The sequence below is a fragment of the Rhizobium sp. N731 genome, from assembly GCF_001664145.1.
Taxonomy (GTDB): domain Bacteria; phylum Pseudomonadota; class Alphaproteobacteria; order Rhizobiales; family Rhizobiaceae; genus Rhizobium; species Rhizobium esperanzae.
On sequence record NZ_CP013601.1, the window covers coordinates 858,719 to 873,757 of the forward strand.

The following is a 15,039-nucleotide window of genomic DNA, read 5'->3' on the forward strand; positions in this document are numbered from 1 at the left end:
CCTTCGCCCTTGCCGCTCCCCGCCCAATCCGCTAGGACACCGCCACTGTCACAGTCAGCGGAATTCCCGGAAATGAACGACAAGCAGAAGAAACCGCAAAAGCTCAAGGCCCGCCTGCCGCGCGGCTTCGTCGACCGCTCGGCCGACGATATCCGCGCCGTCAACGAGATGACGGCAAAGATCCGGGAAGTCTATGAGCACTATGGTTTCGATCCTGTGGAAACGCCGCTGTTCGAATATACCGATGCGCTCGGCAAGTTTCTGCCCGACAGCGATCGGCCGAACGAGGGCGTCTTCTCACTGCAGGATGATGACGAGCAGTGGATGTCGCTGCGTTACGACCTGACGGCGCCGCTCGCCCGCCATGTCGCCGAGAACTTCAACGAGATCCAGCTGCCTTACCGCACCTATCGCGCCGGTTACGTCTTCCGCAACGAGAAGCCGGGCCCGGGCCGCTTCCGTCAGTTCATGCAGTTCGATGCCGATACGGTCGGCGCGCCTGGTGTTCAGGCGGACGCGGAAATGTGCATGATGATGGCCGATACGCTGGAAGCTCTCGGCATCAAGCGCGGCGACTACGTCATCCGCGTCAACAACCGCAAAGTTCTGGACGGCGTGCTGGAGGCGATTGGCCTCGGTGGCGACGACAAGGCTGGCCAGCGGTTAGCGGTGCTGCGCGCCATCGACAAGCTCGACAAGTTCGGCCCGGAAGGTGTCTCGCTGCTGCTCGGTCCCGGTCGCAAGGATGAATCCGGCGATTTCACTAAGGGCGCCGGGCTCAACCAGGAGCAGATCGACAAGGTTCTGTTCTTCGTAGGCATCAAGGATTACACCGAAAGCGCCGGCCGCCTCGCCGAACTCGTCGCGGGAACCTCGAAGGGCGGCGAAGGCGTCGAGGAGCTGGATTTCATCGGTGCGCTCGTTTCAAGCGCCGGCTATGGCGCCTATCGCATCAAGATCGATCCCTCCGTCGTTCGCGGCCTCGAATATTATACCGGCCCGGTCTATGAGGCGGAGCTTCTTTTCGACGTCACCAACGAGAAGGGCGAGAAGGTCGTCTTCGGTTCCGTCGCCGGCGGCGGCCGTTATGACGGCCTGGTTTCCCGTTTCATGGGGCAGCCGGTGCCGGCGACCGGCTTTTCGATCGGCGTCTCCCGCCTGATGACGGCGCTGAAGAACCTTGGCAAGCTCGGAGCCAGCGCGGTGATCGAGCCGGTGCTGGTGACCGTCATGGACGGTGATGTCGAGGCGATGGGCCGTTATCAGAAGATGACGCAGCAACTGCGCGCCGCCGGCATTCGTGCCGAGATGTTCCAGGGCAACTGGAAGAAATTCGGCAACCAGCTGAAATATGCCGACCGCCGCGGTTGCCCCATCGCCATCATCCAGGGCGGCGACGAACGCGCCGACGGTGTCGTGCAGATCAAGGATCTGATCGAGGGCAAACGGCTTTCCGGCGAGATCGAGGACAATGCCAGCTGGCGCGAAGCCCGCGTGGCCCAGGAGACTGTGCCGGAAGCCGACCTGGTCGCCAAGGTGAGGGAGATCCTTGCGGCGCAAGCGGAGGATCGGAAGAGGGCTGCCCTCGGCCTCGAAATTCCCTATGATCCCACCCAGGCCGGTGACACCGATGACGACATTTGAGAAGGATCTCCCCTTCTCCCTTCGGGGAGAAGGTGGCCCGAAGGGTCGGATGAGGGGGCGACATAGCACAAGCTGTCCTTCGCTCGCCGCTCAGGACATTCGTCGTTTCCACTCCTCATCCCCCTCATCTGCCCTGTCGGGCATCTTCTCCCCGCTGGGGAGAAGAGGGAAGTTCAGCCTATGCCCCTGATCAATCTCCCCGAATTCTCCACGGACCTGCTCTCCGAATTTGACGCCCGCAACGCCGAGCGCATCGATACGCCGGTCATTCAGCCGGCCGAGCCGTTCCTCGACATCGCCGGCGAGGATCTGCGCCGCCGCATCTTCATGACCGAGAGCGAAACCGGCGCCAGCCTCTGCCTGCGTCCGGAATTCACCATCCCTGTCTGCCTGCGCCACATCGAGACGGCAACCGGCACGCCGAAGCGTTACGCCTATCTCGGCGAGGTCTTCCGCCAGCGGCGCGATGGCGCCAATGAATTCTACCAGGCCGGCATCGAGGATCTCGGCGACATCAACATACCGGGCGCCGATGCGCGCGCCATCGGTGACGCCACAGGCATTCTCGCCCGCCTTCTGCCGGGCCGGCGCTTAGCCGTGACGTTGGGCGATCAGGCGGTGTTCGAGGCAGTCGTCCAGGCGCTCGGCCTGCCGCTCGGGTGGCAGAAGCGGCTGATCCACGCTTTCGGCAACATGACGCAGCTGGAGGCGCTGCTGGCCGGCCTCGTCAGCCCGCAATTCGTCACCGGCCTCGACGACGATATCGCCAGGCTTGTTGCCTCAGGCAACGAGCCGGCGCTGGTCGCCCATATCGAGCACGAGATGCAGGCGACTGGTTATTCGACGAATGCCAGCCGCTCGCCGCTGGAAATCGCCCGACGCCTCAAGGAAAAGCTCGTCCTGTCCGAGACGCGTCTCGACAATGCCGCCTTCCATGTGCTGGAAGAGTTCCTGTCGCTGCATGTGCCGCTCGTCAATGCGTCCGCAGCCCTTGCCGGCTTTGCCGACGCTGCCGGCCTGAAGCTCGGTAATGCGCTGTCGCGCTTCAACGGTCGCGTCGCCGCCCTTGCCGATACCGGCGTCGATCTGTCCTGCCTGGACTACCGCGCCGCTTTCGGACGTCCGCTCGACTATTACACCGGCCTTGTCTTCGAGATGACGGTGGAAGGCTCGAGCGCGGTTCTGGCCGGCGGCGGCCGCTTCGACCGGCTGTTGACCTTCCTCGGCGCGACGGACCGCATTCCGGCCGTCGGCTTCTCCTTCTGGCTCGACCGCATCGAAACCGAAAGGGCAGCCGCATGACCATAACCATCGCGCTTCCCTCCAAGGGCCGGATGAAGGACGACGCTTCGGCAATCTTCGAACGGGCCGGCATGCCGATATCGGCTGTCGGCAACGACCGCTCCTATCGCGGCCGCGTCGAAGGCTGGGACGATGTCGAGGTTGCCTTCCTGTCGGCGTCGGAAATCTCCCGCGAGCTCGGCAACGGCACCGTCGATTTCGGCGTCACCGGCGAGGATCTGATGCGGGAAGGTTTTGCCGAAGTCGACAAGCGTGTCGAATTCTGCGCCCGGCTCGGCTTCGGCCACGCCGATGTCGTCGTCGCGGTGCCCGAGATCTGGCTCGATGTCGAGACCATGGCCGATCTCGGCGATGTCGCCGCCGATTTCCGCGCCCGCCACTCCAGGCGCCTTGCCATCGCCACCAAATACTGGCGCCTGACCCAGCAGTTCTTTTCGAGCCAGCACGGCATTCAGCTTTATCGCATCGTTGAAAGCCTGGGCGCAACCGAGGGCGCTCCGGCGTCCGGTTCGGCCGATATCATCGTCGATATCACCTCCACCGGTTCGACCCTGCGCGCCAATCATCTGAAGGTGCTCCAGGACGGCGTCATCCTGCATTCAGAGGCTTGCCTCGTGCGCGCCCGCAAGGAGAGCCATGCAGATCAACCCGTGGTGCAGGCGATCGTCGACGCGGTACGCGCGGCCCTCTGATCTCCACTGTCAACGCGTAAGAAAACCCGCCGTCAGTTCAATGACGGCGGGTTTTGCATGCTTGGGAGGAGATGGAATTAGCGGGCAGCAACGGCCTGCAGACCACGCCGCGCGTCGATCGAATAGGCACCGGCACCGGCGGTGGCGAGCAGGATATACGCGCCGGCCAGCGTGATGTTCTTCATGACCATGATCTGGTTGAGAATGTTCACGAGTTCCGTGCCGCTTGCGTAGGGCAGGTGGAAGGCAACGCCCGTGAAGACGCAGAAGGCGGCGAGCAGCCAGCCGGCAATGCGGACCTGGAAGCCGGTGAGAACCGCAAGGCCGGCGAGCAGTTCGAAAAGGCCTGCGACATAGGCCAACAGGGTTGCTGCCGGCAGGCCGGCACCGGCGATCATGCCCGCAGTACCGGCAGGATCGGTTAGCTTCATGAAGCCGGAAAGGATGAACATGAAAGACAGAAGAATGCGGGCAATCAGGATGATGGCGTTCGACATGGATGTTGTCTCCGTTTGAAGGGCTCTGGAGATCTTGGTGCCCCCGGCACGCTGTGGATCTCTGATACCCCTATCTCGCCTATTTCTTCCGTCATGGAAAGATAAACAGAAGGGGACGCTTCGTTCAATAATCTGGAACGATACCATCGCTTGCTTTTCCGGAGCCTCGTCTCCTATGGTCGGCTGTTAATATGGAGTCTCTTATGGCAGATCTTTCCGCATTTCTGATCACCATGCGCTGGCCGGCGAAAAACCCCGACATCATCCAGCTCTATTCCCTTCAGACGCCGAACGGGGTGAAGGTATCGGTCGCCCTCGAAGAGCTCGGGCTCCCCTATGAGCCGCACTATATTTCCTTTGCCGCCAACGAGCAGAAGTCGCCGGAATTCGAATCTCTCAATCCGAACGGCCGCATTCCGGCGATCATCGATCCGAACGGGCCCGGGGGAAAGCCGATCGGCCTGTTCGAATCCGGCGCCATCCTGCTCTATCTCGCCGAAAAGACCGGCAAGCTCATCCCCGAGGATGCCGCCGGCCGCTACGAATGCATTCAATGGGTTTTTTTCCAGATGGCTGGCATCGGCCCGATGTTCGGCCAGTTCGGCCATTTCCACAAATTCGCCGCCGACAAGGTCGCCAACAATTCCTATCCGATGGAGCGCTACCGCGATGAATCCAAACGCCTGCTCGGCGTGCTCGAAGGCCGGCTGCAGGGTCGTCAATGGATCATGGGCGATCAATATACGATCGCCGATATCACCACTTTCACCTGGGTTCGCGGCGCCGACATCTTCTATGGCGGCCGCGAGGTGCTCGAATATGCGAAATTCCCCGCGGTTTCCGATTGGCTGGAGCGCTGCATCGCCCGTCCGGCCAGCGAAAGGGGTCTGAATATTCCGGTCAAGCCGGAGTAACGGAAAGCACAAAGCCGCCCTTGCCGCAGGCGGCTGCCGTGAGGCTGCCCCTCACCTTAGCCTCTCCCCGTAAACGGGGCGAGGGGACTGGCGGTCTTATTGCCGGCGTGTGATCTGCCTTGCGCCTTCCAGCTTGAAGCGGGGAAAGATGAAGATGCCGGTCATGCTGCCGCTGTATTTCTCCTCGAGCCCGTTCGACTCGCCCATGCAGAACAGCGGCTGGCGCAAGCCGTTCGGCATGATGATCGTCGTCGAAAAGCAGAAGGAGGAGCAGTGCGTCGCCGCCTGCTCGAACAATTCCAGCACGCGGGAGCGATCCTTGCCATCGTAGCAGCGGATCAGGTTCAGCAGCCCGCATTCCTCGGCGGTGAGGCCGTGCAGCATCGCGCTCCATTTGCCGAGACGGATCAGGCCGCTCGAAAAATCTCCGGTCCAGCTTTCGGAAACCGACAACTGCGCCAGCATCTGGTGATTTTGATGGTTGTCGTTCAGCGAGCCAGTCATCAAGGGCACGGCTGCATTGGCTTTGGCGATCTTAAACAAGGCGTTCCCCAGTTCGGATGCGGCTCCTCCGCCGCACGCACGTCAAACACAAGAAACAGGATCATGTAGCAGCGGACATTATGTCCGCGCCGGCATTCGCCGCTCATCGCCACAGCCATCGGGCTTCCGAAACGGAACCTTCAAACCGAACGTTCTGGCGTCGCTTTTTCGCGCTCCGGCCTCGTTTGAGGCGAAAATTATCGCCGGGGCGCACGTCAATTGCTGCGCGGATTTATAGGAGCTTTTAAACAAACGGCAACGCCTTTTTCAGAGACGGTGCGGCGGCTATTTTCTAGAGGCTCCCGCATTCCCCCGGCCGGTTTCGTCAGAAAAGTAGCAAAAATTGCTGTTTTTGGCACTTTAAAGCGTTTTCACCCGATGGCGCACAGCAGACGACGGCAAGATACCGACCTCCTCCTCCCGTTTCGTGGGATCGAAAATAAGCGGTGACGCAAGCCTGACGAAAGCTTCGAGGTGGGCTGACGCGCTGCACGGCATAAAATAGTGCGCAACGGATCGAATCGCCGCGGCCAAAAGAAAAGGGCGACCCGAGGGCCGCCCTTCCTGTCCAGTTTCATGGATGATGTGCGAAAGGCCTTTGGCCTATCACATCATGTCCATTCCACCCATGCCGCCCATGCCGCCCGGCATAGCCGGAGCGTCCTTCTTCGGCAGCTCGGCGATCATGGCTTCGGTGGTGATCAGCAGCGATGCGACGGAAGCCGCGTCCTGCAGGGCGGTGCGAACGACCTTGACCGGGTCGATGATGCCCATGCCGATCATGTCGCCATATTCGCCGGTCTGGGCGTTGTAGCCGTAGTTGTCCTGATCCTTGTCGAGGATCTTGCCGACGACGATCGAAGCTTCGTCACCAGCGTTTTCAGCGATCTGGCGGGCCGGAGCCTGCAGAGCGCGGCGAACGATGTTGATGCCGGCTTCCTGGTCGTCGTTGATACCCTTGGAGTTGATCTTGACGGAAGAACGCAGCAGGGCAACGCCGCCGCCCGGTACGATGCCTTCCTGAACGGCAGCGCGCGTCGCGTTGAGGGCGTCGTCGATGCGGTCCTTCTTTTCCTTCACTTCGACTTCCGTCGAACCGCCGACGCGGATGACGGCAACGCCGCCGGCGAGCTTGGCAAGGCGTTCCTGCAGCTTTTCGCGGTCGTAGTCGGAGGTGGTTTCTTCGATCTGGGCCTTGATCTGGGCAACACGGCCTTCGATGTCGGACTTGGCGCCCGAACCGTCGACGATCGTGGTGTTTTCCTTGGAGATCGAAACCTTCTTGGCGCGGCCGAGCATGTCGAGCGTGACGCTCTCGAGCTTGATGCCGAGGTCTTCGGAGATCACGGTGCCGCCCGTCAGGATGGCGATATCTTCGAGCATGGCCTTGCGGCGGTCGCCGAAGCCAGGCGCCTTGACGGCAGCGATCTTCAGGCCGCCACGCAGCTTGTTGACGACGAGCGTCGCAAGGGCTTCGCCTTCGACGTCTTCAGCGATGATGAGGAGCGGCTTGCCGGTCTGGACGACGGCTTCGAGAACCGGGAGCATCGACTGCAGGTTCGAGAGCTTCTTCTCGTGGAGGAGAATGAAGACGTCTTCGAGGTCGGCGACCATCTTTTCCGGGTTGGTGACGAAGTAGGGGCTGAGGTAGCCGCGGTCGAACTGCATGCCTTCGACGACTTCGAGTTCGGTCTCGGCGGTCTTGGCTTCTTCAACCGTGATGACGCCTTCGTTGCCGACCTTCTGCATGGCTTCGGCAATGTCGAGGCCAACCTGGCGCTCGCCGTTTGCGGAGATCGTGCCGACCTGAGCGACTTCTTCCGAGGTGTTGATCTTCTTGGCCTTGGCCTGGAGATCCTTGACGACTTCGGCGACGGCGAGATCGATGCCGCGCTTCAGGTCCATCGGGTTCATGCCGGCGGCAACGGCCTTGGCGCCTTCGCGAACGATCGCCTGGGCAAGAACGGTTGCGGTCGTGGTGCCGTCGCCGGCAATGTCGTTGGTCTTCGAAGCAACTTCGCGGACCATCTGGGCGCCCATGTTTTCGAACTTGTCTTCGAGTTCGATTTCCTTGGCGACCGAAACACCGTCCTTGGTGATGCGCGGCGCGCCGAAGGACTTGTCGATGATGACGTTACGGCCCTTCGGGCCGAGCGTGACCTTGACTGCATCGGCGAGAATGTCGACGCCGCGCAGCATCTTTTCGCGCGCGGTGCGGCCAAACTTGATTTCTTTAGCTGCCATGTTTGTGACTCCTGAATTCGATTTGTTCGGGCAAAAGCCCGTCAGTCATTTCGGGAAAGCGGATCGGCAATCAGCCGATGATGCCCATGATGTCGGCTTCCTTCATGATCAGAAGGTCTTCGCCGTTGATCTTGACTTCGGTGCCGGACCACTTGCCGAACAGCACGCGGTCGCCAGCCTTGACGTCGAGTGCGACGACCTTGCCGGACTCGTCACGAGCGCCGGAACCGACGGCGACGATTTCGCCTTCCTGCGGCTTTTCCTTGGCGGTGTCGGGAATGATGATCCCGCCCTTGGTCTTCTCTTCGGACTCGACGCGACGAACGACGACGCGGTCGTGAAGCGGACGGAAATTGGTGCTTGCCATTGTCTAATCCCTCGATCGAATGACATTCGCGGACCGGAGCGGTCCACATGGATAAGTGTTAGCACTCCTCTAAGGTGAGTGCTAGCGCTCGAGCATTTAGGGATGGCTCCGAGAGGAGTCAATGAGAGCAATCACGAATTTTTGTGCCGGAATTGTGAAGAGGCGGCGAATTATCGGAGATTGCCGTTGAAATGCTCTCTAACCGGACCTTGCCGTCCGCTCTCACGGGATTGCCGGCGATCTTGTGTGTGAAGAAAATGCCTTGCCATCGCCTTGCGCCTTTGCAATGTCACCGGTGACTGAAGCAAATCGGGAAATCGGAATGGCCAGGCGGATAGAGAACTTCTCGCAGATATCAGCTCACTATGATGTGGTGCTCTGCGACGTCTGGGGCGTGGTTCACAACGGCGTCGATCCGTTTCCAAAGGCTGCAGCCGCCCTTCAAGCCGCGCGTGAGAGCGGCCTTGCCGTCGTCCTCATTACCAATTCGCCGCGCCTTTCCTGGCAGGTGGTCGAGCAGTTGCGCCATATCGGCGTTCCCGACGGCGCCTATGATCGAATTGTCACCTCGGGCGATGTCACCCGCGGGCTGATTTCTGAGGGGCCGAAGACGGTTTTTCTGCTTGGCCCCGAGCGCGACAAGGCGCTTCTCGAAGGCATTGGCGTCGAGCGTCGGCCGGCGGGCGAAGCGCAATCGCTCGTCTGCACCGGCTTTTTCGACGACGAGACTGAGAAGCCCGAGGATTACACCGACATGCTTCTGGATTTCCAAGCGCGCGACGTGCCGATGATCTGCGCCAATCCCGACCTCGTCGTCGAGCGCGGCCATCGCATCATCCCGTGCGCCGGCGCCATGGCCGCCTATTACGAGCAGCTCGGCGGCAAGACCCGCATCGCCGGCAAGCCGCACCGGCCGATCTACGAGGCGACGCTTGCGGCTGCCCGGGAGCTTCGCGGCGATTTCCCCACCGAGCGGGTGCTCGCGATCGGCGACGGCATGCCGACCGATGTACGCGGCGCCTTGAATTTCGGCCTCGACCTTCTCTACATCAGCGGCGGTATCCACGCCAAGGAATATACCCTGAACGGCGAGACCGACGAGGCGATCCTCAATGCCTATCTCGAACGGGAAAAGGCGGCGCCGAAATGGTGGATGCCGCGCCTTGCATGAAAAGAAGCCAGCCGATGACCGTCTTCCACCGCAATGAAACCCGGGAACCCTTGCCCGCCCATCTGAAGGGCGGGGTGATTGCCATCGGCAATTTCGACGGCGTCCATCGCGGCCATCAGTCGGTGCTGAACCGCGCGCTCGAGATCGCCAAGGCGCGCGGCATTCCTGCCCTGGTGCTGACCTTCGAACCGCATCCGCGCACGGTGTTCCGGCCGCAGGCGCCGGTCTTCCGCCTGACGCCCGCGCCGCTCAAGGCCCGCATCCTGGAAACGCTTGGTTTCAATGCGGTCATCGAATATCCCTTCGACTACGAATTTTCACAGCGCTCGGCCGACGATTTCATCCATTCGATCCTGAAGGATTGGCTCGGCGCCTCCGAAGTCGTCACGGGCTTCGATTTCCATTTCGGCCGCGGCCGCGAAGGCGGTCCTGCCTTCTTGATGAATGCCGGCCAGACCTATGGTTTCGGCGTCACCCTGATCGATGCCTTCCGCGACGAGAACGCCGACGTCGTCTCTTCGAGCCACATCCGGGCGCTGCTGAAGGACGGCAATGTCAGCGAAGCCGCGGGCATGCTGGGCTACCGCTATACGGCGGAGGCCGAGGTGATCGACGGCGAAAAACTCGGCCGCCAGCTCGGTTTCCCCACCGCCAACATGCGCCTGCCGCCCGAGGCCGAACTTGCCGCCGGCATCTACGCCGTCCGCTTCCGCCGCCAGGACGGAACGCTCCACGATGCGGTGGCCAGCTATGGCCGCCGTCCGACGGTGACGGAAAACGGCGCGCCGCTGCTTGAAACCTATCTCTTCGATTTCAGCGGCGATCTCTACGGCCAGCTCTGCGCCGTCTCCTTCTTCGGCTATATCAGACCCGAGCTGAAATTCGACGGCCTCGATGCGCTCGTCGCCCAAATCAAGCGCGACGAGGAAGAGGCGAGGGCGCTGCTGGCGGGTGTCGTGCCGCTCAGCCCGCTCGATGCGAAACTGTGCTTTTCCTGATGCCGTGGTAAGCGCGGCGTCTTTCAAGCGTAAAAACCTCGGCGCCCGGGGATCGCATTGCAGAATTCTTCTCTTCCTTTTCCGCCGAAAAACGCCTATGAACCGGCCCGATGAGAAAATTTCGGCTGGCGATCAAGATACGAATTATCGGCCCGGCCTTCCGCGCGCGCTAAGCGGCCGGGAGGTCCGGGTTTTCGGCGCTTGGATACAAGCGCTTCCGTCACCAGCTTTTTCACGCCGTTGCGCCCCTTTCTGGGCCGCCAGAAACGATTGTCCCGATATGACCGACACAGCCGAAAAGATCGATTACTCGAAGACCCTCTATTTGCCCGAAACCGATTTCCCGATGCGCGCCGGCCTGCCGCAGAAGGAGCCGGAGCTCGTCAAGCGCTGGCAGCAGATGGATCTCTACAAGAAGCTGCGCGCCTCTGCCGCCGGCCGCGAAAAATTCGTCCTGCATGACGGCCCGCCCTATGCCAACGGCAACATCCATATCGGCCACGCGCTGAACAAGATCCTCAAGGACGTCATCAACCGTTCGTTCCAGATGCGCGGTTATGACGCCAACTACGTGCCCGGCTGGGATTGCCACGGCCTGCCGATCGAATGGAAGATCGAGGAGGAGAACTATCGCGCCAAGGGCAAGGCCAAGCCGGATCTGAAAGAGCCGGCGGCGATGATCGAGTTCCGCCGCGAGTGCCGCGCCTATGCCGAAAAATGGATCAAGGTCCAGGGCGACGAGTTCCAGCGCCTCGGCATCGTCGGCGACTTCGAAAACCCCTACCTGACGATGAACTTTCATGCGGAAAGCCGCATCGCCGGCGAGCTCCTGAAGATCGCCGCAAGCGGCCAGCTCTACCGCGGCTCCAAGCCGATCATGTGGTCGGTGGTCGAGCGCACCGCGCTGGCCGAGGCCGAGGTCGAGTACCACGACTACGAGAGCGACACGATCTGGGTGAAATTCCCCGTCGCGAAAGGCCCCGATGGCGTCAACGATGCCTTCGTCGTCATCTGGACGACCACGCCATGGACGATCCCCGGCAACCGCGCGATCGCCTATTCCTCGCGTGTTGCGTACGGCCTCTACGAAGTCACGGCTGCCGAGAATGATTTTGGCCCGCGCCCGGGCGAGAAGCTGATCTTCGCCGACAAACTGGCGGAAGAGTCTTTCGCCAAGGCGAAGCTGCAGTACAGGCGCCTAGCCGATGTCACGGCTGCCGATCTCGCCGGCATGGCCTGCGCACATCCGCTCAAGGGCCTGGAAGGCGGTTACGAATTTGTCGTGCCGCTGCTCGAGGGCGACCATGTCACCGATGATGCCGGTACCGGTTTCGTGCACACCGCACCCAGCCACGGCCGCGAAGACTTTGACGTCTGGATGGCGCATGCCCGTGAGATCGAGGCGCGCGGCATCGAGACCAAGATCCCGTTCCCGGTCGACGACGGCGGCTTCTACACAGCCGATGCGCCGGGCCTCGAAGGCGCCCGCGTCATCGACGACAACGGTAAGAAGGGCGATGCCAACGACCGCGTCATCAAGGCGCTGATCGAATGCCGCGCGCTCTTTGCCCGCGGCCGCCTGAAGCACCAGTATCCGCATTCCTGGCGCTCGAAAAAGCCGGTGATCTTCCGCAACACGCCGCAGTGGTTCGTCTATATGGACAAGACGCTGCCGGATGGAACGACGCTGCGCACCCGTGCGCTCACCGCGATCGACGATACCCGTTTCGTGCCGGCTGCCGGCCAGAACCGCCTGCGCGCCATGATCGAGCAGCGCCCGGACTGGGTGCTTTCTCGTCAGCGCGCCTGGGGCGTGCCGATCTGCGTCTTCGTCGATGAGCATGGCGCCGTGCTGCAGGACGAGGCCGTCAACGCCCGCATCCTCGAGGCATTCGACGCCGAGGGCGCTGACGCCTGGTTTGCCGAAGGCGCCAAGGAACGCTTCCTCGGCAATGAGCATGACCCGGCCAAGTGGTCGCAGGTCATGGATATCCTCGACGTCTGGTTCGACTCGGGCTCGACGCACACCTTCACGCTGGAAGACCGCCCAGACCTGAAATGGCCGGCCGACCTTTATCTCGAGGGCTCCGACCAGCATCGCGGCTGGTTCCATTCCTCGCTGTTGGAATCGGCTGCCACCCGCGGCCGCGCGCCTTATGATGCCGTCCTCACCCATGGTTTCACCATGGACGAGAAGGGCGAGAAGATGTCGAAGTCGAAGGGCAACGTCACCGCCCCGCAGGAGGTGATGAAGGATGCCGGCGCCGACATCCTGCGTCTCTGGGTCATGACCTCGGACTATGCCGATGATCTCCGTGTCGGTAAGACGATCATCCAGACCAATGTCGATGCCTATCGCAAGCTGCGCAACACCATCCGCTGGATGCTCGGCACGCTCGCCCATGACAAGGGCGAGGTGATTGCGCTGGCCGATCTGCCGGAGCTGGAGCAGCTGATGCTGCACCGTCTCTCCGAGCTCGATCAGCTCGTGCGTGAAAATTATGATGCCTTCGACTTCAAGAAGATTGCCCGCGCATTGATCGACTTTGCCAATGTCGAGCTCTCGGCCTTCTACTTCGACGTTCGCAAGGATGCGCTCTATTGCGACGCGCCCTCCAGCCTTCGGCGTCGCTCGGCGCTCTATGTCATCCGCATGATCTTCGATTGCGTCGTGACCTGGCTTGCGCCGATGCTGCCCTTTACGACGGAAGAGGCATGGCTCTCGCGCAATCCCTCGGCCGTCTCGGTGCATCTGGAGCAGTTCGCTCTGGTCGCAAAGGAATGGCGCAACGATGCGCTGGCCGAAAAATGGAGGAAGATCCGCGCGATCCGCAGCGTCGTGACCGGCGCGCTTGAAATCGAGCGCAAGGACAAGCGCATCGGTTCCTCGCTCGAGGCGGCTCCGGTCGTGCATGTCGCCGACGCGGCGCTTTGCAAGGCGCTCGAGGGCCAGGATTTCAGCGAAGTCTGCATAACCTCTGGCATCACGATCAAGACGGACGCAGGCCCGGTCGACGCCTTCCGCCTGGCCGAGGTGCCTGATGTCGCCGTCGTGCCAAGGCTTGCCGAAGGCGTCAAATGCGCCCGTTCCTGGCGCATCACCACCGATGTCGGTTCCGATCCGGATTATCCCGACGTCTCGGCGCGCGACGCTGCCGCCTTGCGCGAACTCGGCATCCGCGGCTGAAGATATTTGCCGGGTGAATTGCCTTTGCGGCGTTCATCCGGTAAAAGCTGCCTGAAAATGGCCGGATTTTTGCGTCAGGGGGACGGTTGTCCGGTAGGGCGACGATTGCACCGGTGGCTGGAAGGGTTTTCATGTTCGCAACGCATTGGTTCCGTGTAGGCGCCTGCCTGTCTGTTGTCATGGCGGGATGCTCCCTTGTGTCCGGCTGCGCCAGCAGCCCGACCTACGGCACCGACAAGACCGCCATGGAGCAGCTGACCGACGATCTCGGCCAGTCCGTGTCGCTGACCGGACCGGAACCGAAGAACAAGGGCGTCAAATATACGCCGCGTCCGACACTGGTGCTGCCGGCTGAGGGCCAGCGCGAAACCCTCATCGCGCCGCAGCCGACGGTGGCCAACAAGGACAATCCGCAATGGCTTGAATCGCCGGAGGAGACGCGCGCCCGCCTCGTTTCCGAGGCTGACGCCAATTCGGACAATCCGAATTACCGCTCGCCGCTGGCGAGCTCCGCCATCGAAGGCGGCCGGCGCACGACCGAAGCCCAGACCCAGGCCTATCGCGAGGCCCGCGCCCTGCAGAAGGGCTCCTATGTCGATCAGCGCCGCTATATTTCCGATCCGCCGCCCGGCTACCGCACCGTCGACGACCCGGCAAAGCTCGACGACGTCGGCGAGCCCGAGCTCAAGAAGCAGAAGAAGCGCAAGAAGGATGCGGCGATCGCCAATTCCGGCAAGCAGTGGTGGAACTTCCTGCAGTAGCGGTCGTTCTCGCCACGCGGATTTGCCGCTCACCCTAACCCTCTCCCCGCTCGTGGGGCGAGGGGACGAGGCAAACGGTGCGGCATATCCCCTTCGCCCCGTTTACGGGCAGAAGGTGGCGGCAGCCGGATGAGGGCTTGTATCGGTGATCTCCTGCCGGGATATCTCAGGATTACATTTGAATCTGTTGCTCATCAGCCGGACAGTGCCAGCGCGCGACCAATGATGACGGCATGCACGGACGCGGGGACTACGGCGCCTCTCTCCGTTCCGCAAAAAATCTCCGCAATATCTCGGCCGACTGGACCTCGTTGATGCCGGAATAGACCTCGGGTACGTGGTGGCAGGTCGGTTGCGCATAGAATCGCACGCCATTGTCGACGCCGCCGCCCTTCGGGTCCTCGGCGCCGTAATAGAGCCTGCGGACACGCGCAAACGAGATGGCTGCCGCGCACATGGTGCAAGGCTCGAGCGTCACATACAGATCGGCGCCGACAAGGCGTTCCTGCCCAAGCGCCTCGCAGGCGATCCGGATTGCGGCGATTTCGGCGTGCGCGGTGACGTCTTTGAGCTCGCGCGTGCGATTTCCCGAGCGTGAAACGGCAATATCGTCGACAACGACGACCGCGCCGATCGGCACTTCGCCGCGTTCTCCGGCGGCGCGCGCTTCTTCAAGCGCCATCTCCATGAAACGATTTGTCTTCACGATCGCACGAATT

Annotated in this window: 13 protein-coding genes; 8 read left to right on the forward strand and 5 right to left on the reverse strand. The window is 61.9% G+C overall.

Annotated features, from left to right (window positions below):
* Positions 1 to 72: 72 nt before the first annotated feature.
* From hisS to hisG, 3 genes are all read left to right on the forward strand, one after another.
* Positions 73 to 1,644: a histidine--tRNA ligase gene (hisS, locus tag AMK02_RS04250; RefSeq protein WP_064800807.1), complete on the forward strand. Its 1,572-nt coding sequence runs from the start codon at positions 73 to 75 to the stop codon at positions 1,642 to 1,644.
* A 180-nt stretch (positions 1,645 to 1,824) separates the two neighbouring features.
* Complete coding sequence (locus tag AMK02_RS04255; RefSeq protein ID WP_064800808.1) at positions 1,825 to 2,946, forward strand: ATP phosphoribosyltransferase regulatory subunit; 1,122 nt, start codon at positions 1,825 to 1,827, stop codon at positions 2,944 to 2,946.
* Positions 2,943 to 3,638 (forward strand): ATP phosphoribosyltransferase, encoded by a 696-nt coding sequence (gene hisG / locus AMK02_RS04260; RefSeq protein ID WP_064800809.1) that lies wholly within the window; start codon positions 2,943 to 2,945, stop codon positions 3,636 to 3,638. The genes AMK02_RS04255 and hisG overlap by 4 nt, the downstream gene beginning before the upstream one ends.
* Before the next feature lie 77 nt (positions 3,639 to 3,715).
* Here hisG and AMK02_RS04265 read toward each other — a convergent pair whose 3' ends face one another.
* Complete coding sequence (locus AMK02_RS04265; protein WP_064800810.1) at positions 3,716 to 4,135, reverse strand: DoxX family protein; 420 nt, start codon at positions 4,133 to 4,135, stop codon at positions 3,716 to 3,718.
* Between the two features lie 203 nt (positions 4,136 to 4,338).
* On the opposite strand from AMK02_RS04265, the gene AMK02_RS04270 reads away from it, so the two are divergent.
* Positions 4,339 to 5,049, forward strand: a complete 711-nt coding sequence (locus AMK02_RS04270; protein ID WP_064800811.1) for a glutathione S-transferase family protein — start codon at positions 4,339 to 4,341, stop codon at positions 5,047 to 5,049.
* A 96-nt stretch (positions 5,050 to 5,145) separates the two neighbouring features.
* Here the strand turns inward: AMK02_RS04270 and AMK02_RS04275 are convergent, their stop codons facing one another.
* From AMK02_RS04275 to groES, 3 genes are all read right to left on the reverse strand, one after another.
* Positions 5,146 to 5,592: a hypothetical protein gene (locus tag AMK02_RS04275; RefSeq protein ID WP_064800812.1), complete on the reverse strand. Its 447-nt coding sequence runs from the start codon at positions 5,590 to 5,592 to the stop codon at positions 5,146 to 5,148.
* A 606-nt stretch (positions 5,593 to 6,198) separates the two neighbouring features.
* Positions 6,199 to 7,836: a chaperonin GroEL gene (gene groL, locus AMK02_RS04280; protein WP_064800813.1), complete on the reverse strand. Its 1,638-nt coding sequence runs from the start codon at positions 7,834 to 7,836 to the stop codon at positions 6,199 to 6,201.
* 70 nt (positions 7,837 to 7,906) lie between these two features.
* On the reverse strand, positions 7,907 to 8,203 hold the full coding sequence (gene groES / locus AMK02_RS04285) for a co-chaperone GroES (protein ID WP_004675403.1): 297 nt from the start codon (positions 8,201 to 8,203) through the stop codon (positions 7,907 to 7,909).
* Positions 8,204 to 8,525: 322 nt separating this feature from the next.
* Here groES and AMK02_RS04290 point away from each other — a divergent pair, with 322 nt between their 5' ends.
* The 4 genes from AMK02_RS04290 to AMK02_RS04305 all read left to right on the forward strand — a co-directional run bounded on the left by AMK02_RS04290 (position 8,526) and on the right by AMK02_RS04305 (position 14,320).
* On the forward strand, positions 8,526 to 9,374 hold the full coding sequence (locus AMK02_RS04290; RefSeq protein WP_064800814.1) for a TIGR01459 family HAD-type hydrolase: 849 nt from the start codon (positions 8,526 to 8,528) through the stop codon (positions 9,372 to 9,374).
* A 14-nt stretch (positions 9,375 to 9,388) separates the two neighbouring features.
* A complete protein-coding gene (locus AMK02_RS04295) occupies positions 9,389 to 10,372 on the forward strand; it encodes a bifunctional riboflavin kinase/FAD synthetase (protein WP_064805916.1) in 984 nt (327 codons plus the stop codon).
* A gap of 280 nt (positions 10,373 to 10,652) precedes the next feature.
* A complete protein-coding gene (gene ileS / locus AMK02_RS04300; protein ID WP_064805918.1) occupies positions 10,653 to 13,559 on the forward strand; it encodes an isoleucine--tRNA ligase in 2,907 nt (968 codons plus the stop codon).
* Between the two features lie 131 nt (positions 13,560 to 13,690).
* A complete protein-coding gene (locus tag AMK02_RS04305) occupies positions 13,691 to 14,320 on the forward strand; it encodes a hypothetical protein (RefSeq protein ID WP_064800815.1) in 630 nt (209 codons plus the stop codon).
* Positions 14,321 to 14,570: 250 nt separating this feature from the next.
* Here AMK02_RS04305 and AMK02_RS04310 read toward each other — a convergent pair whose 3' ends face one another.
* Positions 14,571 to 15,008 (reverse strand): nucleoside deaminase, encoded by a 438-nt coding sequence (locus AMK02_RS04310; protein ID WP_064800816.1) that lies wholly within the window; start codon positions 15,006 to 15,008, stop codon positions 14,571 to 14,573.
* Positions 15,009 to 15,039: the final 31 nt, after the last annotated feature.

Bases quoted from the DNA above. Each gene is read 5' to 3' on its own strand.
- hisS (WP_064800807.1), top strand. From the start codon at position 73: ATGAACGACAAGCAGAAGAAACCGCAAAAGCTCAAGGCCCGCCTGCCG.
- AMK02_RS04255 (WP_064800808.1), top strand. From the start codon at position 1,825: ATGCCCCTGATCAATCTCCCCGAATTCTCCACGGACCTGCTCTCCGAA.
- hisG (WP_064800809.1), top strand. From the start codon at position 2,943: ATGACCATAACCATCGCGCTTCCCTCCAAGGGCCGGATGAAGGACGAC.
- AMK02_RS04265 (WP_064800810.1), bottom strand. From the start codon at position 4,135: ATGTCGAACGCCATCATCCTGATTGCCCGCATTCTTCTGTCTTTCATG.
- AMK02_RS04270 (WP_064800811.1), top strand. From the start codon at position 4,339: ATGGCAGATCTTTCCGCATTTCTGATCACCATGCGCTGGCCGGCGAAA.
- groL (WP_064800813.1), bottom strand. From the start codon at position 7,836: ATGGCAGCTAAAGAAATCAAGTTTGGCCGCACCGCGCGCGAAAAGATG.
- groES (WP_004675403.1), bottom strand. From the start codon at position 8,203: ATGGCAAGCACCAATTTCCGTCCGCTTCACGACCGCGTCGTCGTTCGT.
- AMK02_RS04290 (WP_064800814.1), top strand. From the start codon at position 8,526: ATGGCCAGGCGGATAGAGAACTTCTCGCAGATATCAGCTCACTATGAT.
- AMK02_RS04295 (WP_064805916.1), top strand. From the start codon at position 9,389: ATGACCGTCTTCCACCGCAATGAAACCCGGGAACCCTTGCCCGCCCAT.
- ileS (WP_064805918.1), top strand. From the start codon at position 10,653: ATGACCGACACAGCCGAAAAGATCGATTACTCGAAGACCCTCTATTTG.
- AMK02_RS04305 (WP_064800815.1), top strand. From the start codon at position 13,691: ATGTTCGCAACGCATTGGTTCCGTGTAGGCGCCTGCCTGTCTGTTGTC.
- AMK02_RS04310 (WP_064800816.1), bottom strand. From the start codon at position 15,008: ATGGAGATGGCGCTTGAAGAAGCGCGCGCCGCCGGAGAACGCGGCGAA.